The sequence below is a fragment of the Herbiconiux sp. SALV-R1 genome, assembly GCF_013113715.1.
GTDB lineage: Bacteria > Actinomycetota > Actinomycetes > Actinomycetales > Microbacteriaceae > Herbiconiux.
Window position 1 is genome coordinate 3,309,625 of the sequence record NZ_CP053344.1, and the last position, 24,538, is coordinate 3,334,162.

At 70.5% G+C, this 24,538-nt stretch carries 21 protein-coding genes and 1 pseudogene; 4 read left to right on the forward strand and 18 right to left on the reverse strand.

Annotated elements, in window-relative coordinates:
* Positions 1-49 precede the first annotated feature (49 nt).
* A complete protein-coding gene (locus HL652_RS15820; RefSeq protein WP_171706198.1) occupies positions 50-1,093 on the forward strand; it encodes a ketopantoate reductase family protein in 1,044 nt (347 codons plus the stop codon).
* 28 nt (positions 1,094-1,121) lie between these two features.
* Here HL652_RS15820 and HL652_RS15825 read toward each other — a convergent pair whose 3' ends face one another.
* The 15 genes and pseudogenes from HL652_RS15825 to HL652_RS15890 all read right to left on the reverse strand — a co-directional run bounded on the left by HL652_RS15825 (position 1,122) and on the right by HL652_RS15890 (position 17,233).
* Positions 1,122-2,153 carry a ketopantoate reductase family protein gene (locus HL652_RS15825; RefSeq protein WP_171706199.1) on the reverse strand — a complete coding sequence of 344 codons (1,032 nt, stop codon included), beginning with the start codon at positions 2,151-2,153 and terminating at the stop codon, positions 1,122-1,124.
* Entirely contained in the window at positions 2,150-2,869 is a 720-nt protein-coding gene (locus HL652_RS15830; protein ID WP_171706200.1) for a helix-turn-helix domain-containing protein, read from the reverse strand. Before HL652_RS15830 ends, HL652_RS15825 begins: the two co-directional genes overlap by 4 nt.
* A 29-nt stretch (positions 2,870-2,898) precedes the next feature.
* A complete protein-coding gene (locus HL652_RS15835) occupies positions 2,899-3,921 on the reverse strand; it encodes an ABC transporter permease (RefSeq protein WP_171706201.1) in 1,023 nt (340 codons plus the stop codon).
* Positions 3,921-4,916: an ABC transporter permease gene (locus HL652_RS15840; protein ID WP_171706202.1), complete on the reverse strand. Its 996-nt coding sequence runs from the start codon at positions 4,914-4,916 to the stop codon at positions 3,921-3,923. The genes HL652_RS15835 and HL652_RS15840 overlap by 1 nt, the downstream gene beginning before the upstream one ends.
* Positions 4,913-6,424, reverse strand: a complete 1,512-nt coding sequence (locus HL652_RS15845) for a sugar ABC transporter ATP-binding protein (protein WP_171706203.1) — start codon at positions 6,422-6,424, stop codon at positions 4,913-4,915. The genes HL652_RS15840 and HL652_RS15845 overlap by 4 nt, the downstream gene beginning before the upstream one ends.
* Before the next feature lie 79 nt (positions 6,425-6,503).
* Positions 6,504-7,628 carry a sugar ABC transporter substrate-binding protein gene (locus tag HL652_RS15850; protein ID WP_171706204.1) on the reverse strand — a complete coding sequence of 375 codons (1,125 nt, stop codon included), beginning with the start codon at positions 7,626-7,628 and terminating at the stop codon, positions 6,504-6,506.
* A 140-nt stretch (positions 7,629-7,768) separates the two neighbouring features.
* Entirely contained in the window at positions 7,769-8,917 is a 1,149-nt protein-coding gene (locus tag HL652_RS15855; protein WP_171706205.1) for a zinc-dependent alcohol dehydrogenase, read from the reverse strand.
* Positions 8,914-9,873, reverse strand: coding sequence for an NAD(P)-dependent oxidoreductase (locus HL652_RS15860; RefSeq protein WP_171706206.1), 960 nt, complete (start codon positions 9,871-9,873; stop codon positions 8,914-8,916). Before HL652_RS15860 ends, HL652_RS15855 begins: the two co-directional genes overlap by 4 nt.
* Positions 9,874-9,887: 14 nt before the next feature.
* Positions 9,888-11,132 carry a M24 family metallopeptidase gene (locus HL652_RS15865; RefSeq protein WP_171706207.1) on the reverse strand — a complete coding sequence of 415 codons (1,245 nt, stop codon included), beginning with the start codon at positions 11,130-11,132 and terminating at the stop codon, positions 9,888-9,890.
* Between the two features lie 100 nt (positions 11,133-11,232).
* Entirely contained in the window at positions 11,233-12,369 is a 1,137-nt protein-coding gene (locus HL652_RS15870; protein WP_459544694.1) for an ATP-binding cassette domain-containing protein, read from the reverse strand.
* A pseudogene (locus HL652_RS22115) lies at positions 12,364-12,741 on the reverse strand (ATP-binding cassette domain-containing protein); the annotation flags it as partial. The pseudogene HL652_RS22115 and the gene HL652_RS15870, both read right to left, overlap by 6 nt.
* Positions 12,742-12,946: 205 nt before the next feature.
* Positions 12,947-13,951 carry a substrate-binding domain-containing protein gene (locus HL652_RS15875; RefSeq protein ID WP_171706209.1) on the reverse strand — a complete coding sequence of 335 codons (1,005 nt, stop codon included), beginning with the start codon at positions 13,949-13,951 and terminating at the stop codon, positions 12,947-12,949.
* 23 nt (positions 13,952-13,974) lie between these two features.
* The gene (locus HL652_RS15880; RefSeq protein ID WP_171706210.1) at positions 13,975-15,045 is read right to left on the reverse strand and encodes an ABC transporter permease; all 1,071 of its coding nucleotides are present in this window, start codon (positions 15,043-15,045) and stop codon (positions 13,975-13,977) included.
* A complete protein-coding gene (gene xylB / locus HL652_RS15885) occupies positions 15,045-16,526 on the reverse strand; it encodes a xylulokinase (RefSeq protein WP_216603911.1) in 1,482 nt (493 codons plus the stop codon). The genes HL652_RS15880 and xylB overlap by 1 nt, the downstream gene beginning before the upstream one ends.
* Before the next feature lie 2 nt (positions 16,527-16,528).
* Entirely contained in the window at positions 16,529-17,233 is a 705-nt protein-coding gene (locus HL652_RS15890) for a KpsF/GutQ family sugar-phosphate isomerase (protein ID WP_171706211.1), read from the reverse strand.
* 124 nt (positions 17,234-17,357) lie between these two features.
* Here HL652_RS15890 and HL652_RS15895 point away from each other — a divergent pair, with 124 nt between their 5' ends.
* Positions 17,358-18,299, forward strand: coding sequence for a sugar-binding transcriptional regulator (locus HL652_RS15895; protein ID WP_171706212.1), 942 nt, complete (start codon positions 17,358-17,360; stop codon positions 18,297-18,299).
* A 49-nt stretch (positions 18,300-18,348) separates the two neighbouring features.
* Here HL652_RS15895 and rpe read toward each other — a convergent pair whose 3' ends face one another.
* Positions 18,349-19,011, reverse strand: a complete 663-nt coding sequence (gene rpe / locus HL652_RS15900) for a ribulose-phosphate 3-epimerase (protein ID WP_171706213.1) — start codon at positions 19,009-19,011, stop codon at positions 18,349-18,351.
* A gap of 10 nt (positions 19,012-19,021) precedes the next feature.
* Positions 19,022-19,981, reverse strand: coding sequence for a sugar-binding transcriptional regulator (locus tag HL652_RS15905; RefSeq protein ID WP_171706214.1), 960 nt, complete (start codon positions 19,979-19,981; stop codon positions 19,022-19,024).
* A 124-nt stretch (positions 19,982-20,105) separates the two neighbouring features.
* Here HL652_RS15905 and HL652_RS15910 point away from each other — a divergent pair, with 124 nt between their 5' ends.
* Together HL652_RS15910 and HL652_RS15915 are read left to right on the forward strand one after the other, a co-directional pair.
* Positions 20,106-21,368: a dihydrolipoamide acetyltransferase family protein gene (locus HL652_RS15910; protein WP_171706215.1), complete on the forward strand. Its 1,263-nt coding sequence runs from the start codon at positions 20,106-20,108 to the stop codon at positions 21,366-21,368.
* A 37-nt stretch (positions 21,369-21,405) separates the two neighbouring features.
* A complete protein-coding gene (locus tag HL652_RS15915; RefSeq protein WP_171706216.1) occupies positions 21,406-23,883 on the forward strand; it encodes an alpha-ketoacid dehydrogenase subunit alpha/beta in 2,478 nt (825 codons plus the stop codon).
* Between the two features lie 33 nt (positions 23,884-23,916).
* Here HL652_RS15915 and HL652_RS15920 read toward each other — a convergent pair whose 3' ends face one another.
* The gene (locus HL652_RS15920; RefSeq protein WP_171706217.1) at positions 23,917-24,405 is read right to left on the reverse strand and encodes a hypothetical protein; all 489 of its coding nucleotides are present in this window, start codon (positions 24,403-24,405) and stop codon (positions 23,917-23,919) included.
* Positions 24,406-24,538 lie beyond the last annotated feature (133 nt).

Sequence of the window (24,538 nt, forward strand, 5' to 3'; positions counted from 1 at the left end):
CTACGCTAGTGTTTAGTCTTTTTGAACACACCGAAGGAGTTGTGGGGGCATGAGCGCACGGAAGATCGCTGTTGTCGGAACCGGAGCCAACGGCGCCTCGATGGGGGCCGACATGATCCGCGCCGGCCTCGACGTGACGTTCATCGAGCAGTGGCCCGCCCACGTGGAGGCGATGCGCGAACGCGGCCTCACGGTGCACCTGCCCGACGGCAGCACCGAGACGACGCCGATCACCGCCTATCACTTCTGCCAGGTGGCCGAGCTGCGCGAGCCCTTCGACATCGTCTTCGTCTCGGTGAAGAGCTACGACACACGCTGGGTGACCGAGCTCATCACGCCGCTGCTGCACGAGACCTCGGTGGTGGTGGGGCTGCAGAACGGCATGACCATCGACGCGGTCTCCGACGTGGTGGGCGCCGAGCGCACGGTGGGCGCGGTGCTCGGCATCGCCGCCAACATGTTCACGCCGGGAGTCGTGGTGCGCCAGGTAGCCCCCTCGGGCACCTGGCTGACTGTGGGCACCCTGAGCGGCGCACACACCCCCGCCCTCGACGGCGTGGTCGAAGCGCTCGGGCACGCCGGGAGCATCTCGGTCTCGCCCGACATCAGGGCGTCGAAGTGGATGAAGCTCATCGCCAACATCCCCGAGATGCTGCCGTCGGCGATCCTCAACGTGCCGCTGCTCACCGCGGCCGGCATCGAGGGCGTGCGCCCTGTGATGGACGAGGCCTCTCGCGAGGCGTACCGGGTGGCGACGGCCCTCGGCATCGGCATGGTGCCGATCTTCGGCAAGACCGAGGCGGATGTTCCGGGCGACGACAGCTACGGCATCGACCTCCTGGAGTCGGTGCTCGAGTCGTACTCGCTCCCCGACACCCGGGTCGCCGTGCTGCAGGACTGGGACAAGGGCCGCCGCGCCGAGCTCGACGCCTTCAACGGCTACGTCGTGGCGCGGGCCCGCGAGCTCGGCGTCGCGGTGCCCGTGAACGAGGCGATCCTGGCCATCGCCGAGCGCATCGAGCGCGGCGAGCTCACGCCCGACCCCGCCAACTCGACTCTGCTCGTGGACGCTCTGGCGGCCGCGCGGGTCTGAGCGCCGCAGCTCCCGACCCGCGCCGCCCTCAGCCTGCCAGCTCCCGCAGCAGCTCGAGGTTCTGCGGCCCCGGCTCGAGCTCCCCCCGCTCGATGCGATGGGCGAGCTCGACCACGGCCTCGTTCACCGGCGCCGGCTGCCCGTGCTCGCGCAGGGTGCGGGCGACCAGCCCGTTCAGCTCGTCGACCTCGCTGCGCCGGCCCTTCATCCAGTCCTGCAGCACGGTGGTCTTCGAGTCGGGCATGACGAAACCGCCGAGCAGGGTGTCGAGCAGCGTCTCCACGACGGTGGCGCGGTCTTCGACCGCCTCCGGGGTGAGGCCGAAGATCGGCAGCACCGGGTTGCCGAGCGCGACGGTGGCGGCGAGCGCCTCCTCGCCCGACCGCAGCATGAGCGCGCGCATCTCGGGGATGGCCGCCGCCTCCACCATGGGCAGTCCCAGGATGCCCGTGGTGACGAGGGTGGTGGCGTTGCTGACGAGCTTCATCCACTTGGCGGCCCTGATGTCGTCGACCACCTCGACCGACCCCACGTGCTCGAGCAGCGCGGTCACCTCGCCGAGCCGCCCTTCCGTCGCCGGGTGGATGCTGCCGACCGCGAACCAGCTGCGGTCGTGCGCGGAATGGCGCTGCACCACCCCCGGGTCGAACATCATCGAGGTGATCTCGATGACGCACCCGATGGTGCGTTCCGGCCCGACGACGTCGGCTATGGTGTCGACGGTCATGCCGTTCTGCACGCCGACGAGAAGACCCTCGGGAGCGAGCACCGAGCTGATCAGCTCGGCCGCCCAGCGCGAGTCATATGCCTTCATGAGCATGAGCACGATGTCGAACTTCTCACGCACCTCGGCGACCTGACACAGGTGCAGCACCCGGACATCCTGGTGCAGTGTCTCCTCGGGCATGACGATGGTGGCTCCGGATGCGCGCATCGCCTCCACGTGGGCGGGCCACTGCTCGATGAGGGTGACGTCGAGGTCGGCGCGCGTGAGGTCGACGCCGATGGAGGCGCCGTTCGCTCCGGCGCCGAGCACGGCGATTCGGGGTGAGGTCGTCATTGGTCTCCCTTATGGAGTTCGCTCAGCACGTCGACCGCCGATTTCAGCGGCCGGGTTCCGGCCCGGGAGATGCCGTGCTCGGCGAGCAGCTCGCTGCCGTCGTCGCCCTCGTGGCGGCCGAGCACGAACCACATGCCCTGCGTCTCCTGGTCGGTGTGGTTGATGTAGAGGTGGGGTCGCAGCGAGTCGAACGCCATCGAGTCACCCGGCCTCAGGATGTAGGTGTCGAAGTCGAGCTTCAGGGTGAGCTCGCCGTAGAGGATGAACCCGTACTCGATGCCGGAGTGCCGCATGAGCCGGCCCTCGATCGAGCTCGACCCGCCCGGCGCGTAGGTGGTGATGAGCGGGTCGACGATGCTGTAACCGCCCACGGCGAGGCGCTGCCAGGTCACCCCGTTCTCCATCTCGATGGTGGGGTTGTCCTCCACCCGCTGGATGGGCGAGACGCGCGGGCCCGGGAGGGGCAGCGCCCGGCCGCGCAGGTCGCCGTCCTCGTCGGGCATGACGGGCGTCGCGCTCGTGCCGAGCGCCTCGTCGATCGACATGCCGAGGTAGGTCACGATCGCGTACAGCGTGCTCACCGAAGGATGCGTCTTGCCCGTCTCCACCTGCGACAGCAGGCTCGGCGAGATGCCCACCGCTGCCGCCACCGCGCGCAGACTCAGGCCCTTCGCCTCGCGGACCGTTCTGAGACCTGGGCCGAGATCGCTCTTCATGTGCACTCCGTCGTCGATTCGTGACGACTCTAGCGGCCGGTCGTGACAAGGGCCTCAGCGGGCACCTCCCCGTCGGTGGCCACGATCTCGCGCAGCCGGCTGAGCCGGCGGCGGCGCACGGCCTTGGCGATGAAGAAGTCGGCGACGAGGAGCAGCACGAGCAGCACGCCGAGCACCAGGTTGCTGAGGTACGACGGAGCCGCGAGCGTCGCCATGCCGGCGGTGAGTGTGCCGGTGATGGCCACACCGATCACCACGTGCCAGATGGTGCCGACCCCGCCGTAGAGGCCGATGCCGCCGATGAGCGCGGCGCCCACCGCGAGCAGCAGCAGGTCGGGGAAACCTTCGGGTGCGGCGCTGCCGCCCTTCAGGCACGCGATGGCGCCGGCGAGGCCGGCGGTCGCGCCCGAGATCGAGAACGCCAGCGTCATCGAGCTGGTGACGGGCACCCCCGCGGCGATGGCCTCGGTGCGTGCGCCGCCGATGGCGTAGATGTGGCGGCCAGGGCGGGTGAACGCCAGGAAGAGGCCGACGACGACGAAGGCGATGATGGCGATGACGCTCGACGGCGAGAAGAACGTCGCGAACCGGGTGTGCAGCGGGTCGGAGATGGCGAAGTCGGTGAGCACCACCGGCGTGTTGTTGCTCGCGATGTAGGCGAAGCCGCGGATGGCGATGAGGCTGCCCGCGGTGAACACCAGCGAGTTGATGCCGAGCCGGGCGATGAGCCAGCCCTGCAGCGCCCCGAGCAGCGCCCCGCCCGCCACGGCCACGACGATGGCGACGACCAGGCCGAACTGCGCGACCTCGATGGCGATGACGCCCATCAGTGCGGCGGTCGACGCGACCGAGAGGTCGAGCTCGCCGGCGATCATGGTGACCGAGAGGCCGAGGGCGACGATGCCGACGAAGGCGAACGACTCGAGCACCGCGTAGACCGAGGAGGGCCCGGCGAAGCTCTTCGAGATGACGAGGAACGTCACGATGACGGCCACGAGAATCGCGATCCGCAGACCGTACTCCCGGGCGGTGGTGGCGAGTGCGCCGCGCATCAGATCGCCTTCTTTCGGATGACGTGGAGGACGGAGACCATGACGACCACGAGCAGGCCCACCGCGGCGAGCCGCACGCCGTGCGGGAAGTCGTGCAGCAGCATGACCTGGCTGAAGATGGCGATCATGAGAGCGCCGAGGGCCGATCGCAGCGGCGAGCCGAAGCCGCCCTGGATGGCGGTGCCGCCCACCAGCACGGCGGCGATGACGTTCGAGGTGAGCGTCGGCAGGTCGAGCGTGGTGGCCTGGCCCGCCTGCGCCGCCACGACGATGCCCGAGATGGCGGTGCCGATGCCGAGCACCACGAAGGCGGCGATGGTGGCGGCCCGGAACGAGACGCCGCTGAGCCGCGCCGTCTCGCGGTTCGCCCCGGCGAGCGAGATCTTTCGCCCGGTGACGGTGCGGTCGATGAAGAAGGTCGTGAGGATGGTGAAACCCACGAAGATGTAGATCGGCAGCGGCAGCCCGAGGGGGCTGGCCAACGCGATCCACCTGGTGTCGACCTCCGGCGCCGAGACCACGCGGCCTGCGGTGGCGAGTGTGGCGAGGCCGAAGATGATCGCCCCCGCCGCCAGCGTCGTGATCATGGGGTTGAGGCCGAGGGCCACGAACGCCCCCTGGGCGAACCCGGTCGCCGCGAGGATGAGGATGACCAGGATGATCGCGAGGGGCAACGGCACGCCCACCGCGAGGAGGGGGAAGAACACCACGGCCGCGAGCATCGCCTGCTGGGTCACCGCGAGCGAGACCAGGTTGCCCGAGAGGGTCACCGGAGTGAGGCCCACGGCGGCGATGCCGATGACGGAGGTGTTGATGAGGATGCCGCGGAGGTTCTCGAACGACAGGAACCCGGGCGTGGTGGCGGTGGCGATCACCAGCGTCACCAGGAGGATCAGGGGCAGCGACCACCTGATCACGAACTCGGCCGCGCGCCGCGAGGGCGCCGGCGGGGCGGTCGTCGCCGACAGCGACGCCGTGTCGGTCTGCAGGGTCACTTCTCGCTCCTGTTCATGACGGCCGCCACGAGGGCGTCCTCCGTCCAGTCATCGGCCGGACCCACGCCCACCATCTCGCCGTGGTAGAAGGTGGCGATGGTGTCGCAGAGGCCGTGGATCTCATTCGTGTCGGAGCTCGAGACGACCACGGTCATCCCCTGCTCGCAGAGACCGCGCAGCTTCGCGTAGATGTCGGAGCGCGCTCCGACGTCGACCCCGCGCGTGGGCTCCTCCACCAGGAAGAGCGTCGGGTTGTTGCCGAGCCACTTGGCCAGGGCGACCTTCTGCTGGTTGCCGCCCGAGAGCTTGCCGACGCTCGAGCCGAGGCGCTTGCTGTCGATGGCGAACGCCGACGCCAGCGCCTCCGCGGCGGTGCGCTCACGCCGGGTGCTCACCGTGCCCGCGGTGGCCACCGACGACAGCCACGACGACGAGAGGTTGCGCACGATCGACAGGCCGGCGAAGATGCCGCTGCGCTTGCGGTCGGGCGAGCAGTAGGTGATGCCGTCGGCCAGGCCCTTCGATCGGTCTTTCGCCTTGAGCGGCGACCCGTCGACCTCCACTACTCCCCCGAGGATGGGGGTCTCGCTGGCGAGCGCCTTCACCACCAGGTCGGCGCCCGAACCGAGCTGGCCGGTGAGGCCGAGGATCTCACCCCGGCGCGCGCTCAGCGACACCGGCGCGCTGAGCCCCGAGATGACGACCTCGCGCAGCACCAGCCGCTCGTCGCCGGCGACCGGCTTGCGCTCCGGGTACATGGTCTCGAGGGTGCGCCCGAGCATCATCTGAATGATGCCGGCCACGTCGATGTCGCCGATGGCGACGCTCGGCAGGCTCCGGCCGTTGCGGAAGATGCTCACCCGGTCGGCGATGGCGAACACCTCGGGGAGGCGGTGGGTGACGTAGACGATGCTGATGCCCTTCGCGGCGAGCCCCCGCACGACGGCGAGCACCTTCTCGGTCTCCGCGTCGGAGAGCGCGGCGGTGGGTTCGTCGAAGATGACGACCCGTGCCTCGCGGGCGAGCACCCTGGCCACCTCGAGCAGCTGCATCTCGGCGACCGAGAGCTCCTCGACCTTGGTGGAGGGGTCGATGTGCCCGAGCCCCACCTCGCCGAGCAGCGCCTGGGCCTCGGAGCGCAGGCGCCCCCTGGTCCAGAGGAAGGGCGAGTTCGCCTTGCCGAGCACGAGGTTCTCGGCGACGGAGAGGGCGCCGACGGTGCTGTACTCCTGCTGCACCACCGCGATGCCGGCCGCCTGCGAGCGGGCGCTCGAGGAGATGTTCACCGCCTCCCCGTCCATCGTGATGGTGCCGGTGTCGGGCGTCACGAGGCCGGAGAGCACCTTCACCAGGGTGCTCTTGCCTGCGCCGTTCTCGCCGAGCAGGGCGACCACCTCGCCCGGCTGCAGATCGAAGTCGACGTCGGCGAGCGCCTGCACGGCGCCGTAGCGCTTGCTCAGGCCGGTCGCGACGAGCCGCGCGGGGGCGGCGGGGGTGCCGTCAGCCATGGGGTTCCTTCCTTCCCTCCGGTGCGCCGGGTGTGCGGGATGCGCCAGGCCCTCGGGGCCGGGCGCATCCCGGCGGGTGCTACTGGCTGCCGAGCTGCTCGTAGCCGAGGCCCCAGAACTCGAAGCCGTCGATGTCGGCGAGCCGGATGGGCGGGTTGGGCATGTAGGTGGTCTTCGCCGGCGGGTCGGCGGTGAGCTCGGGCTCGGCCGGCTCCAGCTCGAGGTTGACGACCTCGTCGGTGACCTCACCCGAGGCGAGGTACTTCGCCACGGTCTGGATGATGAGCTTGCCCTCGACGACCGGCGACTGGATGACCGCGCTGTAGACCTTGCCGTTCTTCAGCGGCGTCTTGTCACCGGCGTCGTTGCCCGCGATGACCCAGACGTCCTCACCCGGGGTGAGGCCGTTCTGCTCGAGAGCGGTCACCACGCCGGCGGCCATCGACAGGTTCTGGGCGAACACGAAGTCGATGCCCTCGGAGGAGAACTTCGGGATGACCTGGCTGGCGATGTCGAACGCGGCCTGCGAGTCGAAGCCCGCGGCGGTCGGCTCGCTGGCGAGGAGGTCGAACGGCTCGTCCTCGGTGGCGGCGAGCATGCCGTCGTGGCGGTCGATGCCCGACTGGTAGCCGGCGGGGAAGGTGATCTCGATGAGGTTGCCCTCCTCGGAGTGCAGCTGCTTGCCCGCGGCGAGCGCGTCTTCGCGCGCCGCCTTGAGCATCTCGCCCGCGGTCTCGCCGATGCCGTAGGCGCGCACGCCGGCGTAGGCGGTGATGTAGTCCTCGCCCTCCGGCAGCACCGACTGGTTCACCTGGAAGACGGGCGCGATCTGCGAGAGCAGACGGCTCGAGTTGATGCCCGCCTGCGAGTTGGAGGGCCACCAGACGAAGGCCGCGGGTACCTCGCCGGTGGCGATGAACTGCTGCACCTGCTGGTCCTGCTCGGTCTGGTCGGTCTTGTTCTCGAAGATCTTGACCTCGTAGCCGAGCTTCTCGGCCTCCGCCTTCACCGAGGCCGCCTCGTCGGACTGGTAGATGGTGGCGGTGGAGGGCATGAACATGACGATGGTCTTGCCGTCGCCGTTCAGCGAACCCGTTCCCTCGCCCGCGGCGCTGGTCGATCCACCCCCCGCGCTGGTGCCGTCAGACGAGCAGGCGGCGAGCCCAAAGCCCATCACCGCCGTCAGTCCGATTGCTGCTGCCACGCGTACGAGACGCGATGTCGATTGCCTCATTGCAACTCCCAGTGATGTGTGGATCAGCGTCCCCGATGACGCTGTTCATAATTACTACACGATGTGTTCAGTTATGTCGATCAATTTCGGTCACGAATTGGTGTCGAATCTCAATCTGCGACAGCAGGGCTGAACGCCGGTGACTCCTCGCGGCCGACGAGAGACCGCGCCGCGACGGCGCGCGGGTCGATGAGCGTCTTCACGGCGCGCGGACGCCCCTCGCTCATCGGCAGCAGCGCCTCGTCGACGAGCTGCTCGAGCGGCACCACCCGGGGCGCGATGACCTCCCAGTCGCGCCGGCTCGCGATGAGCGCGAGCGCGCGCGGGAAGTCGGTCTCGCGCACGAGCGCGTTGGTGCCGATGAGCACCTTCTCGTCGAGGGTGAAGCGGGCCAGGTCGATCTCGACCGGCGCCTTCTGGATTCCCACCAGCACGATGCGGCTGCCGCGCGGGGCGAGGTCGAGGGCGGACAGCACCCCGGGCCGCGATCCGCTCACCTCGAACACCACCCGCAGCTCGTCGTCGCCCACCGCCGCGACGATGCCCTCGCGGTCGGCGACGGCGTCGCCCGTCACGAGCACGGTCTCGTGGGCGCCCAGCTGCGTCGCGATGGCGAGCCGCTCGGCATCCCTGTCCGTGGCGACGACCCGCGCCCCGGCGTCGACGAGCGCGCAGACGAGGAACGCACCGATGCCGCCGACGCCCTGCAGCAGCACGGTCTGCCCGTCGACGTCTCCTGCCCGGGCCACGTTGTGCACGGCGATCGACATGGGCTGCACGAGAGCCGCCTCGTCGAGCGAGACCCCCGCCTCGTCGAGGGCGAGGCAGCACTCGATCGGCGCGGTCACGTAGCCGGCAAGTGCCCCGTCTCGGTGCAGCCCCACCCCCGCGTAGCTCCGGCACAGGTTCGTCTCGCCGCGCAGGCACGCAGGGCACCGGCCGCAGGCGACCGAGCCGCAGGAGGCGATCGACGACCCCCGCCAGCGCTCGTCGACCCCCTCGCCGAGACCCACGACGACGCCGGAGAACTCGTGCCCGGGAATGATGGGGCCGTGGTGGCCGGTCGCGGGATGCGGGGCGTCGACGGGATGCTGGTGCGGCCCGTGCGCCCACTCCCCCACGTCGGAGCCGCACACCCCCACGGTGCCGACCTCGATGAGCAGTTCGCCCGGCCCCGGCGAGGGCACCGGCACCTCCTCGAAGCGGATGTCGCGGCGACCGTGGTAGACGGCGGCTCGCATGGTCTCGGGAATCGTCATCTCAGTTCCTCCGGTCGCAACTCGTGACCCGCGTCGCGCGCCACCTCGAGAATCAGGGCGGCGAAGTCCTTGCCCTCGCCGAGCCCGCCCGAGACGAGGCTCGAGTAGGCCACCTCGGTGGTGGCGAGCACCGGCAGCGGCACCTCGAGCTCTCGCGCCAGCTCCAAGGCGAGCCTGACGTCCTTGCGCTGACCCTCCGGCGTGAAGGCGGGCGGGAAGTCGAGGGTGACGACCGGTGCCGTCTTGTACCGGGTGAACGGCGAGCCGATGGCGCTGTCGTTGAGGAACTCCATCAGCGACGCGCGTGAGACGCCGGCGCGGTCGGCCAGCACGGCGACCTCGGCGAGCGACTGCATCGTCACTGAGAGCAGGGCGTTCACGCAGAGCTTGATGACGGATGCTTCGGCTCGCGACCCGACGCGGTGCACGGCCCGCCCGATGGCGAGCCCGATGGCCTCGGCGACCTCGAGACCCGCGTCGTCGCCCGAGATCGCGAAGATCGCCTGACCCGCCTCGACCACGGAGGGGTTGCCGCTGATCGGCGCCGCCACGAACGCCCACCCCGCCTCGGCCGCAGCGGCGGCGGCCCGCTCCGACGCCGCGGGCGACACGGTGGAACCGTCGATCCAGACGCGGCCGCGCCCGCCGACGGCGCCCGCGTCCGTATCCGGCGCCTCCCCCTCGCCCGAGAACAATCCCCGTTCCGGGTCGTGCAACGAGTCGAGGGCCGCGTCGTCGAGCACCATCGAGAACACGACGTCGCAGGTGCCGGCGTCTCCCAGCGATCGCAACCTCCGTGCGCCCGCCGCGACCAGCGCATCCGCTCGTTCCGGCGTGCGGTTCCACACCGCGAGCTCAGCCCCGCTCGCGAGCAGCCGCGCGGCCATCGCCCCGCCCATGCGACCGAGCCCCACCCAGGCGACCTCGAGCCCCTGCAAGGCGTCTGTGCGTGACATCCGACCCCTCCCGCTCAGTACTCGTTCGCCACGAACAGTTCCTGCGCCGGGAACTTCGTGAGCACCACCGGCCCGTCGTCAGTGACGACGATCTCCTCCTCGATGCGCGCCGCCGAGATGCCGTCGGAGGCCGGGCAGTAGGTCTCGAGCGCGAACACCATGCCCGCCTGCAGCTCCACCGGGTTCTCGAGGCTGTTCAACCGCGAGATGATCGGCCGCTCGTGGAGACCGAGGCCGAGGCCGTGCGCGAACTGCAACCCGAAGGCCTCCATCTCGGTCTCGAAGCCGAACTCGGTCGCCTTCGGCAGCAGTGCCGCGATCTGGTCGGTACCGGCTCCAGGGCGGATGCCTTCGATGCCGCGGTCCATCCACTCGCGGGCGCGCTTGTAGGCGTCGCGCTGCGCCGTGGTGGCGCTGCCCACCCCGAAGGTGCGGTAGTAGCAGGTGCGGTACCCGTTGAAGGAGTGGATGATGTCGAAGAAGGCCTGGTCGCCCGGCCTGATGATGCGGTCGGTGAAGTTGTGCGGGTGCGGGTTGCAGCGCTCGCCCGAGATGGCGTTGACCGCCTCGACCTGGTCGGAGCCGAGCTCGTACAGCCGCTTGTTCGCCAGCGCCACGATCTCGTTCTCTCGGATGCCGGGCTTCAGCACGTCGACGATCTCCTGGTACACCCCGTCGACCATGGCCGCCGCCTGGTTGAGCAGCACGATCTCGTCGTTCGACTTGATCACCCGCGCGTCGAGCATCAGCTGCTGGGCGTCGACCACCGAGAGGCCCTGCCGCTGCATCTCGAACAGGAACGGCGGCTCGACGATGTCGACGCCGACCGGGGCATCCGCCACCCCCGCCTCGGCGAGGAGCGCCTTGATCTCGGTGACGGCCGACGCCATCAGCCCGGCGTCGGGCGCGACGGCGCCCCGGAAGCCGAGGAACCCGGCCCGCCAGTTCTCGTCGGGCAGCCACTTCGAGTGCAGCTTGTGGTGCTTGACCGCCGACCCGAAGTCCCAGAGCACGGGCTCCCGGTCACGCGTGAGCAGGCAGTAGCGGATCATCTTGTCGCCGAGGGCGCCGCCGATCCAGGTGCTCGTGGTGTAGCGGATGTTGTAGAAGTCGAACAGGAGCAGTGCGCCGCAGTCGCTCGACTCCAGGGCGGCCTTGGCGCGGTCGATGCGGTAGCGCCGCAGGCGGTCGAAGTCGACACGCTCCTCGTAGTCGACGCCCATGTGGCCGGGCGCGGGGACGGGGCGGGAGGTGGTCATGCGCACTCCTTGCTCGAGCGGAGGCAGCGCCCGTCGACCGGGAGGGCCCGACCGCGACGCTGCGATGAGCATGAGTGTACAGCAAGGTTGAACGGAGTGTTTACCCCTGCGGCACGGGCGAGGCATCGGCCCACGCCAGCTCGCGCAGCTGCGCCGCGCTCACCGAGGCCCGCGGGTAGACCACGCCGTCGCACGAGCCCGAGCGGAACACCGCGATGGAGTCGGCCAGCTCGGTCAGCTCCTCCTCCTCGGAGGACACCACGATCACCGCGACGTTCTTCTCCGACGCGAGCGCGCGGATGATGCCGTAGATCTCGCGCTTGGCCCCGATGTCGACACCCTTCGTCGGTTCGTCAAGCAGCAGGAGCAACGGCGCCTGGAGCGTCGCCCTGGCGAACAGCGCCTTCTGCTGGTTGCCGCCCGAGAGCGAGGTGATGGGCGCCGACACCTCACCGCGGATGGTGACCCGGGCCAGCACGTCGTCGGCCGAGCCCTTGAGGGCACGCCAGCGCAGCAGCCCGCCGCGGATGTACTTGCCGAGCACCGGCAGCACGACGTTCTCGACCGACGACATCTGCGGTACGAAGCCGTCGAACTTGCGCTCCTCGCTGAGGAAGGCGACGCCGGCCTTGATGGCCTGGGCGGGGTTGCGGGGCTTGTAGTCCTCGCCGAGCAGACGCAGCTGTCCAGAGCCGAGCGGGAACGCGCCGTAGACGGTGCGGAGGAAACGGGTGCGGCCCGAGCCGACGAGCCCGTAGATGCCGAGGATCTCGCCCGCGTGCACCGTGAGATCGATGCCGTGGAGGTTGTTGCCCGAGACGCCGACGGCCTCGAGCACCGGAGCGCCGAACTCGCGGGCGCGCTCGGCCTCGGTCACCACCCGCACGTCGTCGAGCGGGGTCTCCCCCACGCCCTCGCCCACGATGGCGGCGACGGCAGCGGTGTCGACGGGGCCGTGGTCGCCCACGATCGCCTCGATGACGGCGGCGCGGTCGACGTCTTTCACCGATCCGTCGAGCACGATCGTGCCGCCCGAGAGACCCACGATGTGGTCGGCGACGGCGAACACCTCGTCGAGCTTGTGGTCGACGAGCAGCACGCCGATGCCCTGCTCGTCGACGAGCCGGCGCACGATGGCGAGCAGGTGGTCGACCTGCTCCTGCTCGAGCGCGGTCGTGGGCTCGTCGAGCAGCAGGTACTTCGCGTTCTGGTTGATGGCGCGCGCCACCTCCACCATCTGGCGCTGCGCGACGGGCAGGGCCGAGACCAGGTCGGTGGAACGGGCGTCGATGCCGTACTCGGCGCAGAGCCGGTCGGCGGTGCGGTTCATCTCGCGACGCGAGAGCACACCCCCCGACACCTGCTCCTGCCCGAGGAAGATGTTCTGGGCCACGGTGAGCTGGTCGACCAGCGACAGCTCCTGGTACACGCAGGCGATGCCCGCGGAGGAGGCGTCGCGGGGCCCGTGGAACTCCTGCGCCCGGCCGTCGATGCGGATGCTGCCCTGGTCGGGCACCTCGGCCCCCGAGAGCGACCGCAGCAGGGTCGACTTGCCCGCACCGTTGTGGCCGATGAGGGCCGTCACCTGGCCGGGCCTGATGGCGAGGCTCACGTCGGTGAGCGCCTTCGTCGGCCCGTAGCTCTTCGAGATGCCGTCGACGAGCAGTCCTTCGCCGGTCATGAGCGGTCTCCTTCGGTGGGGTGCGGATGCGGGTGGTGCGAGCATCCGTTCGGTCACGGATGCGGGTGGTGCTGATGCGACGGCGGCCGGGCCGAGCGGGCCCCGGCCCGGCCACCGTCACGGGCGGTGCGGCTTAGCCGAATTCCTTCGCGCCGACCTCCTGGCCGGTGGTGTAGATCTTCAGCGGCTGCAGGATCTCGGCCGGCACGTCGTCGCCGGCGAGGTAGCTCTGCACGTTCTCGAGCACGATCTTGGCGTACTCGTAGGGCTCCTGCGCGGCGCAGGCCACGTACTCGCCCTCGAGCGGGGTGTCGGCGGCGCAGAAGCCGTAGACCTTGATCTGGTCTTGCTTGCCGGCCTCCTTGATGGCCTGCAGGGCGCCGACCACGGCGGGGCCGGTGTCGCCGAAGATCACGTTGACGTTCGGGTTGCCCTGCAGCAGCTCACCGGTCACCTGGAGCGAGACGGCCGGGTCGACGTTGGTGTCGAGGGTCGGCAGGATCGTGGTGTTCGGGTTCGCCTTGAGCGCCTCGATGAAGCCCTCGTCGCGCTGGTTGGTGGGGATCTGCGACGGCTCGCCGAGGATGCCGACCACCAGCGGGGTCTCGGTGCCGAGATCCTTGATGGCCACCTCGCCGAGCTGCGTGCCGCCCGCGGTCTGGTCGGCGCCGACGTACTGCACGATCGTGGCGTTCTGGTTCTTCAAGCCCTCGGGGTCGATGGTGACGTTCACCGAGAACACGGGGATGTTCGCCGCGTTCGCGGCCCGCACGCTGGACACACCGGTGTCGGAGTTCACGGCGTTGAGCGCGATGGCGCACACACCCTTCTGCACGAACGCGTCGATCTGCGCGAGCTGGTCGCTCTCGCTGTCGTTCGCGATGGCGATGTCGACCGTGTAGCCGAGGTCTTTCGCGGTGTCTTCGAAACCCTCCTGCATGGCGATGTAGTACGGGTTGATGGTGTTGGGCAGCGCCACACCGATGGTGGGGTTGTCGTTCGAGCACGACGCGGGCAGCGAGCCCGCCTCGTCGGTGGAGCTTCCCGCGCCGTCGCCGGTGGCGGCATTGCTGCACGCGGCGAGGCTGAGAGCCAGGACTCCTACGGCGACGGCGCCGAGTGCCTTCCTCTTGATCATGATGTTCCTCTCGTTGGTGTGATTCAGGATGTGGTGGTGGAGGTGGTGGAGGGTGGGGGCGTGACGGCGGGTGCCGCCTGACGCTTGGCGAAGACGGGCTTCCCGGCGCGCGAGCGACGCAGCGTGTCGAAGGAGACGCCGACGAGGATGATCACGCCGATGACGAGCGACTGCCAGTAGCTCTGCACGCTCAGCACGTTCATGCCGTTCGAGACGGCGGCGATGAGCACCGCGCCGATCATGGCGCCGAGCACGGTGCCGACACCGCCGAACAGCGAGATGCCGCCCACCACCGCCGCGGCGATGGAGTAGAACAGCTCGTTGCCGGTTCCGGTGGCGGGGAAGCCCACCATCAGGCGGCTGGTCACGATCATGCCGCCCATGCCGCCGCAGAAGCCCGAGATGGCGTAGACGAGGATGGTGGTGCGAGCGATGTTCACACCGGCGAGGCGCGCGGCGTTCTTGTTGCCGCCGAGGGCGTAGACGTGAACGCCCTGGCGGGTCATGCGCAGCCACAGTCCGGCGATGACGGCGGCGACGAGCAGCAGGAGCACGGGGAGCGGCACGCCCGCGATGCGGCCCTGGCCGATCCAGCTGAAGCCGATGTCGCGCACCTGGATGGAGTTCGCCCCCGTGATGATGAGCGGGATGGCGAGCGCGACACCCTGCGTCGAGAACGTCGCGATGAACGGCGGGATGCGCACGAAGTGGATGAGCGCACCGTTCAGCACACCGAGCGAGGTCGCAGCGAGGAGGGCGATGAGCACCGCGGCCGGCCACGGCACACCCGCCTGCATGACGAGCGCCACGAGCACACCCGACATCGCGATGTTCGCGCCGGTGGAGAGGTCGATGCCGCCGGTGAGCAGTACGAAGGTCTGGCCGAGGGCGAGGAAGCCGATGACCGTGCCGTTGACGAGCAGCGTAAAGCCGTTGTCGATGGTGCGGAAGTTCGGCGACAGGATGCTGAACACCAGCAGCACGGCGACCAGCACCATGAAGATGCCGGCTTCGTCGGGCACGCGACGCTTCTTCACGGGGCCCCCTTTCGTGGTGGTGGCTGGCTTGCGGGTGAGGGAACCGGAATCGGTCATCAGAACGCTCCGTCGAGCTCGGTGATGTCGGCGGCGCGGGTGTAGCGCTCACGGACCTGGCGGTAGTCGACGCCCTGGGGTTCGGCGACGACTCGGGATGCGGGCGCCCACTCGGAGCGCACGGTGCGGATGTCGGCGCCGCGCACCACCGCGGCCGCCTGAACGGCGGCCCCGGCGGCGACCGCGTCGGCGGCGTCGGTGATCTCGACCGGGCGGCCGGTGACGTCGGCGACGATCTGGCGGTAGGCCGCGGAGGCGGCCCCGCCTCCGGTCACGAGCAGGCGGCCGTCGAGGGCGAGGCCCATCGCGGCCATGCGGCGCTCGCCGCGCTCCATGCCCAGCACGACACCCTCGTAGGCGGCGAGCGCCAGGTCTTCGCGCGAGGTGTCGTTCGACAGCCCGGCGAGCAGTCCCCGCGCGGCGGGCCGGTTGGGCGTGCGCTCGCCGTCGAGGAAGCTCACCAGCACCGGTCGCTCCGCCTCGCGCTCGGCCGAGAGCGCGAGGCGCTCGAGCTCGGCGTGGTCGACGCCGAGCAGACGGGCGACCGTGTCGGTGACCTTGGCGGCGTTGAGGGTGCAGATGAGCGGGAGGTAGGCGCCCGTGGCGTCGGCGACCGAGTTGACGATGCCGGTATGGTCGAAGACGGGGAACTCGCTCGTGGTGAAGACCACCCCCGAGGTGCCGAGCACGTAGGCGAGCTCGCCGGGTGCGATGCCGAGGCCGACCGCGCTGGCGTGCTGGTCGCCCGCGCCCGCGCCGACCACCGCATCCGTTCGCACCCCGAGTTCGGTGGCGACCGCGGCGGGAACGGTGCCGGCGTGCTCGGAAGGCCCGAGAACGTCGGGCAGCATGGCCGCCCAGTTCTTGTCGGCGTCGATGAGCTCGAGCACCTCGGTGAGGTAGCGGCCCTCGGGTGCGCTGTAGTAGCCGGTGCCGCTGGCGTCGGAGCGGTCGGTGACCGCGCGACCGCCGGCGGGGCCGCCGGTGAGACGCCAGGTGAGGTAGTCGTGCGGCAGCAGCACGGTGGCGAGGGCCGCGAAGTTCTCGGGCTCGTGCGCCTTCAGCCAGGCCAGCTTGCCGATGGTGAAGGAGGGTGGGGGGAGGGTGCCGACGCGGTCGGTCCAGGCGTCGCCGCCGAGACGGGCGGTGAGCTCGGCGATCTCGCCCGCGGCGGTGGTGTCGTTCCACAGCTTCGCGGGGCGGATGACCTGGCCGCGCGCGTCGAGCGGCACGAGACCGTGGCACTGCGCGGCGACGCTCACGGCGACGATGTCGTCGGGCACCACACCGGCGGCGGCGCGTGCAGCGGCGAACGCGGCGATGGTGGCGGCCCACCACTCGGCGGGGTTCTGCTCGCTCACCGGCGGGAACGTCGGCGTGTGCGGCGCCCGCCCGGAGCCGAGGGTGGCTCCGGTGTCGGCGTCGCGCAGCACGACGGTGGTGGATTGGGTCGAGGAGTCGACCCCGGCGACGACGGGCATGGTCAGCGGCTCTCCGCGGGCTCGGTCGTGGCCGCGGGCGCGCCCGCCGACTCGAGCTCGTGCCCGAGCTCGGGGATGACGAGGCCGTCGAGCTGGTCGGGGAGCTGCGCGAGCAGGCCCACCGCGCCACCGGGGTGGGTGAAGTGCACGCGCTCCCAGCTCACGGCACGCGCTCGCATGAGCACGACCGCGAGCGCGTCGAGCCAGGCGCTGTGCGCGAGGGTCGAACCCATGGCGAGCAGGTTGCCGGGGTCGGCGGCGGGGTAGTTGCGGATCTCGACGGTGATGTCGGCGAGCTCGCCGAGCGGCGACGCGGCGTTCGCCGTGAGGGCGACCACGCGGGTGCCCACGTCTTTGACGCGTGCCACCAGGTCGTTGAGCTCCGAGGAGGAGCCGCCCTTCGACAGCGCGATCATCACGTCGTCGCCCTCCACGGCGCCCATCGAGCCGTGCAGGCCGTCGCCCGGGTTGAGGAAGAAGGCGGGAGTGCCCGACACCGAGAAGAGGTGGGCGGAGCGGCGGGCGATGAAGCCCGAGGTGCCGGAGCCCGTCATGACGACCTTGCCGGTCATCGACTGCAGCAGCGAGGCGACGCGCACGAAGCGCTCGTCGATCTGGTCGAGCACGTCGGCGAGCGCCTCCGTCTCCACACGGATCTGCTGGCGGCCTGCCTCGATCACGGCGGTGGTCTCAGGGGTGAGGGTCATTCCAGCTTCCTTCTCGCACGGCGGTGTACCGGCCATCAGTATGAGCACGGTGCTGCACATCTGTCAAACACGCCGCTCAAATGAGCGCGCTCTTCTGTGGAACCCACGCCCTAGGATGGGCTGCGTGCCGTCAACGCTGAGTCCCGGTGCGGCGATCCTCGCCGCGACTGTGGCGCGCCGTTTCTACATCGACGGCAGCACCAAGTCGGAGATCGCCGACGAGATGGGCCTGTCGCGGTTCAAGGTCGCCCGCCTGCTCGAGCAGAGCGTGCGCGAGGGCATCGTGAAGTTCGAGATCGCGACCCCCAACTCCTTCGACGCCGAACTGTCGGAGGAACTGCGTAAGCGCTTCGGACTGCGCCGCGTGATCGTGATCGACGTACCCGAGGAGGAGCGCACGGCAGCCGGCATCCGTCAGGCGGTCGGCCGCGGCGCCGCCGCCGTGCTGAGCGAGCTCGTGACCGAGACCGACGTGCTCGGCATCGGCTGGGGGCGCACCCTGAGCGCGATGTCGCAGGAGCTCACCGAGCTGCCACGCTCGCTCGTGGTGCAGATGGGCGGCATGGTGGGTTCGGTCGCCGAGAACTCGCTCGAGCTGGTGCGCAAGATCAGCGAGGTCGGCGGCGGTCAGGCCTACCCGCTGTTCGTGCCGCTGGTGGTGCAGGATGCGCTCACCAAGAAGAGCCTCAGCACCCAGCCCGGCGTGGCCGCCGCGATGAAGCTGTTCGAGTCGATCACGGTGGCCGCGGTCGCGGTGGGCAGTTGGGACCCGCCCGATTCGCAGATGATGGCGAGCCTGCCGCTGCACGAGCGCGAGGCGCTCGTGGGCAAGGGCGTCGCCGCCGAGGTGCTCGCCACCCTCATCAAGCACGACGGCACCGTGCTGCCCGACCTGCAGGACAGGTCGATGGCCACCGGCATCGAGGTGCTGCGCACCATTCCCGAGCTCGTGCTCATCGCGGGCGGCGAGTCGAAGGCCGAGGCGGTGCACGCCGTGATCAACGCCGGGCTCGGCACCACCCTCGTCACCGACAACTCACTGGCGGAGCTGCTGCGCACGATGTAGCGCGGGGTGCGGGGCGGGACGCGGGGCGGCGCCTGTGCGCGCCCGCGCGTCAGTGGCGGTGGGCGCTCGCGGTCTCGCGCAGCAGGGCGATCTGGTCGGCGGCGCTCTCCGCACCGAACACGCTCGAGCCGGCGACGAAGGTGTCGGCACCGTGCTCGGCGGCGATGGAGATGGTGCGCTCGTCGATGCCCCCGTCGACCTGCACGCGCACCTCGAGCCCGGAGGCGTCGACGGCCTCGCGCAGCCGCGCGAGCTTCGGCATGGTCTCGGGCATGAACGACTGGCCGCCGAAGCCCGGCTCGACCGTCATGACGAGCACCATGTCGATCTCGGGCAGCAGCTCGAGGTAGTCGTCGATGCCGGTGCCCGGCTTGATGGCGAGCCCCACGCGGGCCCCGGCGGCACGGATCGCCTTGGCGACCTCGACGGGCGACTCGGTGGCCTCGGCGTGGAACGTCACCGACGCCGCTCCCGCCTCGGCATAGCCCGGCGCCCAGCGCAGCGGGTCGCTGATCATGAGGTGCACGTCGATGGGCAGCGGCGAGTTCGCGGAGACCGACTCGAACAACGGCATGCCGAACGAGAGGTTCGGCACGAAGTGGTAGTCCATCACGTCGAAGTGGATGAGATCCGCCGTGCGGATCCTCTCGAGATCGTCGGCGAGGTGCGCGAAGTCGGCGGCGAGGATGCTGGGGTGGATTCGTACTGACACGCCATCGACCCTAGTGCGCCGCCGGCAGCAGGCCCGCCGCGGTGTGCGAATCGGTCACCAGCGTGCGCACCAGTCCGCTGCGGAGCGCCGCCGCGATGGCCGCCGTCTTCTCGGCCCCGCCCGCCACCGCCACGACCTCTGGCACGCGGCGCAGCTCGGCCGCCGAGATGCCCACCGATCGGGCGAGAGCCGACGACTCGATCTCGCGCCCCTCGGCGTCGACGACGATGGCGCAGAGGTCGGCGACGGCCCCGGCGGCGGTGAGCTCGGCGCGCTCGGCATCGGTGAACTCGCCGTGCAGCGACGACTTCGGCGGCTGCCACGAGCCGATGCCCACCAGCGCGATGGAGAGTCGGCCGAAGCCGCCGATCGCGTCGGCGAGACTGGGGTCGCGGCGCAGCTCCTCCGCCATCTCCGGGGTGCGCACGAGCAGCGGTGCGTGGAGCGGATGCGCGCGGCCCCCGGTCTTGCGGGCGAGCCGGCGCACGAGCTCCACCCCCGAGACCTCGAGCTCCGCGGCGCGCACACCGCCGACCAGCTGCACCACCTCGGCGGGGTCGAGGGTCGAGACGGCGTCGACCAAGGCGGTGAGGCTCGTTCCCCAGGAGATGCCGAGCACGTCGGTGGCACCCACGATGCCCTGCAGGTACTGCGCCGCGGCGTCGCCGATGAGCCCGGGTGTCGCGTCGGGCGCGGCGTCGATGGCGCGCACCACGATGGCGCGGGTGATGCCGTAGGCACGTGCCAGCTCCTCGCCGAGCGGCAGGTCGATGTCGGCCGGCATGTCGACGGCGATGCGCACGATGCCGCTCGCCTTGGCCTCGTCGAGCAGCCGCGCGACCTTGAAGCGGGAGATGCCGAGCTCCTCGGCGATCTCGTTCTTCTGCCGGTCGTCGATGTAGTACCGGCGGGCGACGATCGCCGCCTCGAGCGAGACGGGCGCGCGGCTGCGGCCACTCTGATCGCCCATGCTCGCCCTTCCGTCGTGTCGAGGTCGACCTTTGACGCGACCTGCTGGCCAGTGTACTGTGACTCGTGCGCTCCTTTGAGCGTTACGTGCACATTTGAGCAGTCAAGCGAGAGAACGGAGCGCGATGTCGATCGACGTTCGTGTCCCCACCACCGGCAATGCCGGAGAAGACGCCGTGATCGTCGACTGGAACGTCCGGGTCGGCGACCAGGTGAGCGCCGGAGAGGTTCTCGTCACCCTCGAGACCGCCAAGTCGACGATCGAGGTCGAGGCACCCGAGGCCGGAGAGGTGCTGCGGGTGCTGTTCGACTCCGGTGACGAGGTTCCCGAGCACGAGGTGCTCGCGATCATCGGCGCGGCGGGCGAACTGCCCGCCGAAGGCGACGCGGGTCCGACCGCCGCGCCGACGGCGCCCGCCGCCGACGCCGCCGACCCGGGTGCGACCGCTCCCGCCGAACCGACCCCGGCGGTCGTGGAGACCGCGCGCGCCGACCGGCACCGCGCCTCGCCCCGTGCCCGCCTCCTGGCCGAGCGCAACGGCATCGACCTCTCGACCGTGACAGGATCGGGCCCCGGTGGGCGCATCATCGTTCCCGACGTGCTGAGCGCCAAGCGGGCGACCGCGCCCGCAGCCACGGCCGCACCGGAGGCCGCGCCCGTCGCTCCACCGCGCGACGCCGAGGTGGCCGCTGCCGCCGCGCCGCGCGACGCCGAGTTCCAGCTCGTGCCCGTGCGAGGTGCCCGCAAGGTCACGGCGCAGCGGATGCACGCCTCACTCGCCGGCACCGCCCAGGTCACGCTCACCCGCTACGCCGACGCCACGGCGATGCTCTCCTACGTGAAGCGGTTGCGCACCGTGACGGAGGCGCAGGGCCTCCCGAAGATCAACGTCAACGACGTGCTGCTGTTCGCGACGGCGAAGGCGGTGGCGAAGCATCCGGAGGCCAACTCGGTGTTCGACTGGGACGGCATCCGCCAGTACCGTCAGGTGCATCTCGGCTTCGCCGTCGACACGGGCCAGGCGCTGCTCGTGCCGGTCATCCCGAACGCCGATGCGCTCAGCATCTCCGGCGTCGCCGCGGCGGCCGCGGCCTCCATCGAGAAGGCCCGCTCGGGCAAGCTCGGCACCGCCGAGATGGAGGGCGGCACCTTCACCGTGTCGAACCTCGGCTCCCTCGGCGTGCACTGGTTCACCCCGGTGCTCAACACACCCCAGAGCTGCATCCTCGGGGTCGGGGCCGCGCACCAGTCGCATCCCGATGCTCCGAGCCTGCTCCCGCTCTCGCTGACCTTCGACCACCGGGCCCTCGACGGGGCGGCCGCCGCGAAGGCGCTCGCCTCCATCGCCGAGGCCATCGAGACCGTCGACGTGCTGTCGGCGTTCTGACTCCCGCTCCCACCCTCTTTCGAAAGACGTCACCACCATGGCAAAAGAACTGCTCATCGACCCGGCCGTCACCCGTTCGCAGGCCGAGCTGAGCTTCGAGACCATCGCGATCAACAGCTACCGCCCCGATCTCGTCGCCGAGCGTGCGCTGCACGGCGACGACGCGCTCGAGCGCATCGGGCGCGACATGATCCTCGTGCGCGAGTTCGAGCTCATGCTGCAGTCGATCAAGCGCGACGGCGCCTACCGCGGCACCTCCTACGTGCACGCGGGCCCCGCCCACCTCTCCATCGGCCAGGAGGCGGCGGCCGTCGGCCAGGCCTTCACCCTCGGCGCGGTCGACAAAGTCTTCGGCAGCCACCGCAGCCACGGCGAGGTGATCGCGAAGGGTCTCTCGGCCATCCACACCTCGACGAAGGACTCCCTCGTCGAGGCGTTCGAGGGGTGGTCGGAGGGCGCCATCTGGAATGTCGTCAAGGATCGCCTCGCCGACGACGACTTCGAGCAGCAGGCCGTCAACTACCTCGTCTACGGCATGACCGCCGAGACCTTCGGCCGCCGCACCGGCTTCAACCGCGGGCTCGGCGGCTCGATGCACGCGTTCTTCCCGCCGCTCGGCATCTACCCGAACAACGCGATCGTCGGAGGCTCGGCCCCGCTCGCCACCGGTGCAGCCCTCTACAACCGCCTGCAGCGGCAGCCCGGCATCGTCGTCGCCTCCATCGGCGACGCCTCCACCGGCACAGGCCCGGTGTGGGAGTCGTTCAACCTGGCGAGCATGGGGCAGCTCAGCACGCTCATGGACGAGAAGCACCGCGGCGGCCTGCCGGTCGTCTTCTTCGTGGTGAACAACTTCTACGGCATGGGCGGGCAGACCATCGGCGAGACCATGGCCTACGACCGCCTGGCGCGCCTCGGCGCAGGCGTGAACGCGCAGAACATGCACGCGCAGACCGTCGACGGCAACAACCCGCTCGCCGTGATCGAGGCCATGACCCTGGCCCGCCAGCACCTCGAGTCGGGCGACGGCCCCGTGCTCATCGACTGCCAGACCTACCGGCAGACCGGACACTCCCCCTCCGACGCCTCCTCCTACCGCACCAAGGACGAGGTCGAGCTGTGGGCGTCGATCGACCCGATCGACAGCTATTTCGCTCGCCTGGCGGAGGGCGGTGTGGTGGCCGCCACCCGCCAGGCCGAGCTCAAGCAGTGGGCGGAGGAGACCGTGTCGGCCTCCCTCGAGGTGGCGATCGACGCATCCGTGTCGCCCCGCCTGTCACTGCGCCGCGACCCGAAGGTCATGGCGGGGCTCACCTTCAACGACACCTCGATCGAGCTGGCGGATGCGCCGGCCGGCGAGACGACGATCCCGGTCGAGGAGCTGCAGCACGCGGCGTCGCTCGCGCGCAAGTCGCGCTCGGGGCTCTCCGACGGGCCGGGCAGCAAGCCGCTGTCGGGCGCCAAGGCCATCACCTTCCGCGACGCGCTGTTCGAGTCGGTGCTCGCTCACGCCGTCGCCGACGACCGGGTGACGCTGTGGGGCGAGGAGAACCGCGACTGGGGCGGGGCGTTCGGGGTCTATCGGGGCCTCACCGACATCCTTCCCCGGCACCGGCTGTTCAACTCGCCCATCTCGGAGGCGGCCATCGTGGGGGCCGGCGTGGGCTTCGCGCTCTCGGGCGGGCGGCCCGTGGTCGAGCTCATGTACGCCGACTTCATCGGGCGCGCGGGCGACGAGATCTTCAACCAGATGGCCAAGTGGCAGCCCATGTCGGGCGGCCTCACCACCGTACCGATGGTGCTGCGCGTCTCGGTGGGCGCCAAGTACGGCGCCCAGCACTCGCAGGACTGGAGCTCGATGGTGGCCGGCGTTCCCGGCCTCAAGGTGGTGTTCCCCGCCACCGCCCACGACGCGAAGGGCCTGCTGGCGTCGGCGCTGGCGGGCAACGACCCCGTGGTCTTCTTCGAGAGCCAGCGCCTCTACGACACCGTCGAGACCGTCTTCCCCGACGGGGTTCCCGCGGAGTACTACCAGACACCGATCGGCGAGGCGCGGATCGCGCGCGACGGCTCGGATCTCACCATCATGACCGTGGGCGCCACCCTCTACCGGGCGCTCGAGGCCGCCACCGCGCTGTCGGAGCAGTACGGCATCGAGGCCGAGGTCATCGACGCGCGCTCGATGGTGCCGTTCGACTACTCGTTGCTGCTGGAGTCGGTGGCGAAGACCGGGCGCCTGCTGCTCGCCTCCGACGCCAACGTGCGCGGCTCGTGGCTCAACACGGTGGCGACCCGGGTGCAGACCGAGGCCTTCGACCAGCTCGACGCCCCCGTCGTGGTGCTCGGCACCCGCAACTGGATCGCCCCGCCCGCCGAGCTCGAGTGGGAGTACTTCGTCACCCCGGCCGACATCGTCGACGCCGTGCACTCCCGCATCGTGCCCCTCCCCGGCCACGTCGCGCAGGAGGGCCCGGGCGCCGAGGGCACCCTCGAGGAGTCAACCCTGGGCATCTGAGCCCGTGCGGGCTCGGGCGCGCGCTCGTGCGCGTCAGTTCGTGACGGTCAGCGACAGCGCGACGGGGTCGAACCCGGGCGCGGTGAGCGTGAGGATCGCGACCGGGTCGGGGGTCTGGGCGGGGTCGGTCTTGCCGACGAGCAGGAGCAAGGTGCCCGCCTCCTCGCCCGGAGCGATCACGTCGTTGTAGACGAACACGATCGTCAGGCCCGACGGGTCGTCGCCATAGTTCCAGCGCACGTCTCCCGAGAAGCCGCTGTAGAAGTAACCGGGTGCGGGGTCGGGAAGGCTCGCCGTCAGGGTGCCGGCGGCGATCGGCGCGGCGCTGTCGTTGGTGACCCAGATGAGCCACGCGGTGACTCCCGCCAAGGGTGTGGGCCCCGAGAGGCGCACGGAGAGGGTCGGCGACGCCGGGCTCGCCGCCGCCGAGGGTGCTGCAGCGGCCGCGACGACCACGGGTGCCGCCCACGCTGCGCCGAGCAGCGTGCGACGCGCGACGGGATGGGGCTCGGGTTCGCTCATGACGTGAGGGTACCGAGTCGGGGCCGCCCTGATGAGGACATGTCCGCAAGCGGGTCGACCGATCTCGCGTCGGTCGCGCAAAGTGCTCTCTCCGCGCGCTGGAGGAGCACTTTGCGCGACCGAAGGCGAGCGG

Bases quoted from the DNA above. Each gene is read 5' to 3' on its own strand.
- HL652_RS15890 (WP_171706211.1), bottom strand. From the start codon at position 17,233: ATGACCCTCACCCCTGAGACCACCGCCGTGATCGAGGCAGGCCGCCAG.
- HL652_RS15905 (WP_171706214.1), bottom strand. From the start codon at position 19,981: ATGGGCGATCAGAGTGGCCGCAGCCGCGCGCCCGTCTCGCTCGAGGCG.
- HL652_RS15855 (WP_171706205.1), bottom strand. From the start codon at position 8,917: ATGACGATTCCCGAGACCATGCGAGCCGCCGTCTACCACGGTCGCCGC.
- HL652_RS15820 (WP_171706198.1), top strand. From the start codon at position 50: ATGAGCGCACGGAAGATCGCTGTTGTCGGAACCGGAGCCAACGGCGCC.
- HL652_RS15915 (WP_171706216.1), top strand. From the start codon at position 21,406: ATGGCAAAAGAACTGCTCATCGACCCGGCCGTCACCCGTTCGCAGGCC.
- HL652_RS15830 (WP_171706200.1), bottom strand. From the start codon at position 2,869: ATGAAGAGCGATCTCGGCCCAGGTCTCAGAACGGTCCGCGAGGCGAAG.
- HL652_RS15920 (WP_171706217.1), bottom strand. From the start codon at position 24,405: ATGAGCGAACCCGAGCCCCATCCCGTCGCGCGTCGCACGCTGCTCGGC.
- HL652_RS15845 (WP_171706203.1), bottom strand. From the start codon at position 6,424: ATGGCTGACGGCACCCCCGCCGCCCCCGCGCGGCTCGTCGCGACCGGC.
- HL652_RS15880 (WP_171706210.1), bottom strand. From the start codon at position 15,045: ATGACCGATTCCGGTTCCCTCACCCGCAAGCCAGCCACCACCACGAAA.
- HL652_RS15860 (WP_171706206.1), bottom strand. From the start codon at position 9,873: ATGTCACGCACAGACGCCTTGCAGGGGCTCGAGGTCGCCTGGGTGGGG.
- xylB (WP_216603911.1), bottom strand. From the start codon at position 16,526: ATGCCCGTCGTCGCCGGGGTCGACTCCTCGACCCAATCCACCACCGTC.
- HL652_RS15825 (WP_171706199.1), bottom strand. From the start codon at position 2,153: ATGACGACCTCACCCCGAATCGCCGTGCTCGGCGCCGGAGCGAACGGC.
- HL652_RS15910 (WP_171706215.1), top strand. From the start codon at position 20,106: ATGTCGATCGACGTTCGTGTCCCCACCACCGGCAATGCCGGAGAAGAC.
- HL652_RS15870 (WP_459544694.1), bottom strand. From the start codon at position 12,369: ATGGTGGAGGTGGCGCGCGCCATCAACCAGAACGCGAAGTACCTGCTG.
- HL652_RS15835 (WP_171706201.1), bottom strand. From the start codon at position 3,921: ATGCGCGGCGCACTCGCCACCACCGCCCGGGAGTACGGTCTGCGGATC.
- HL652_RS15865 (WP_171706207.1), bottom strand. From the start codon at position 11,132: ATGACCACCTCCCGCCCCGTCCCCGCGCCCGGCCACATGGGCGTCGAC.
- HL652_RS15875 (WP_171706209.1), bottom strand. From the start codon at position 13,951: ATGATCAAGAGGAAGGCACTCGGCGCCGTCGCCGTAGGAGTCCTGGCT.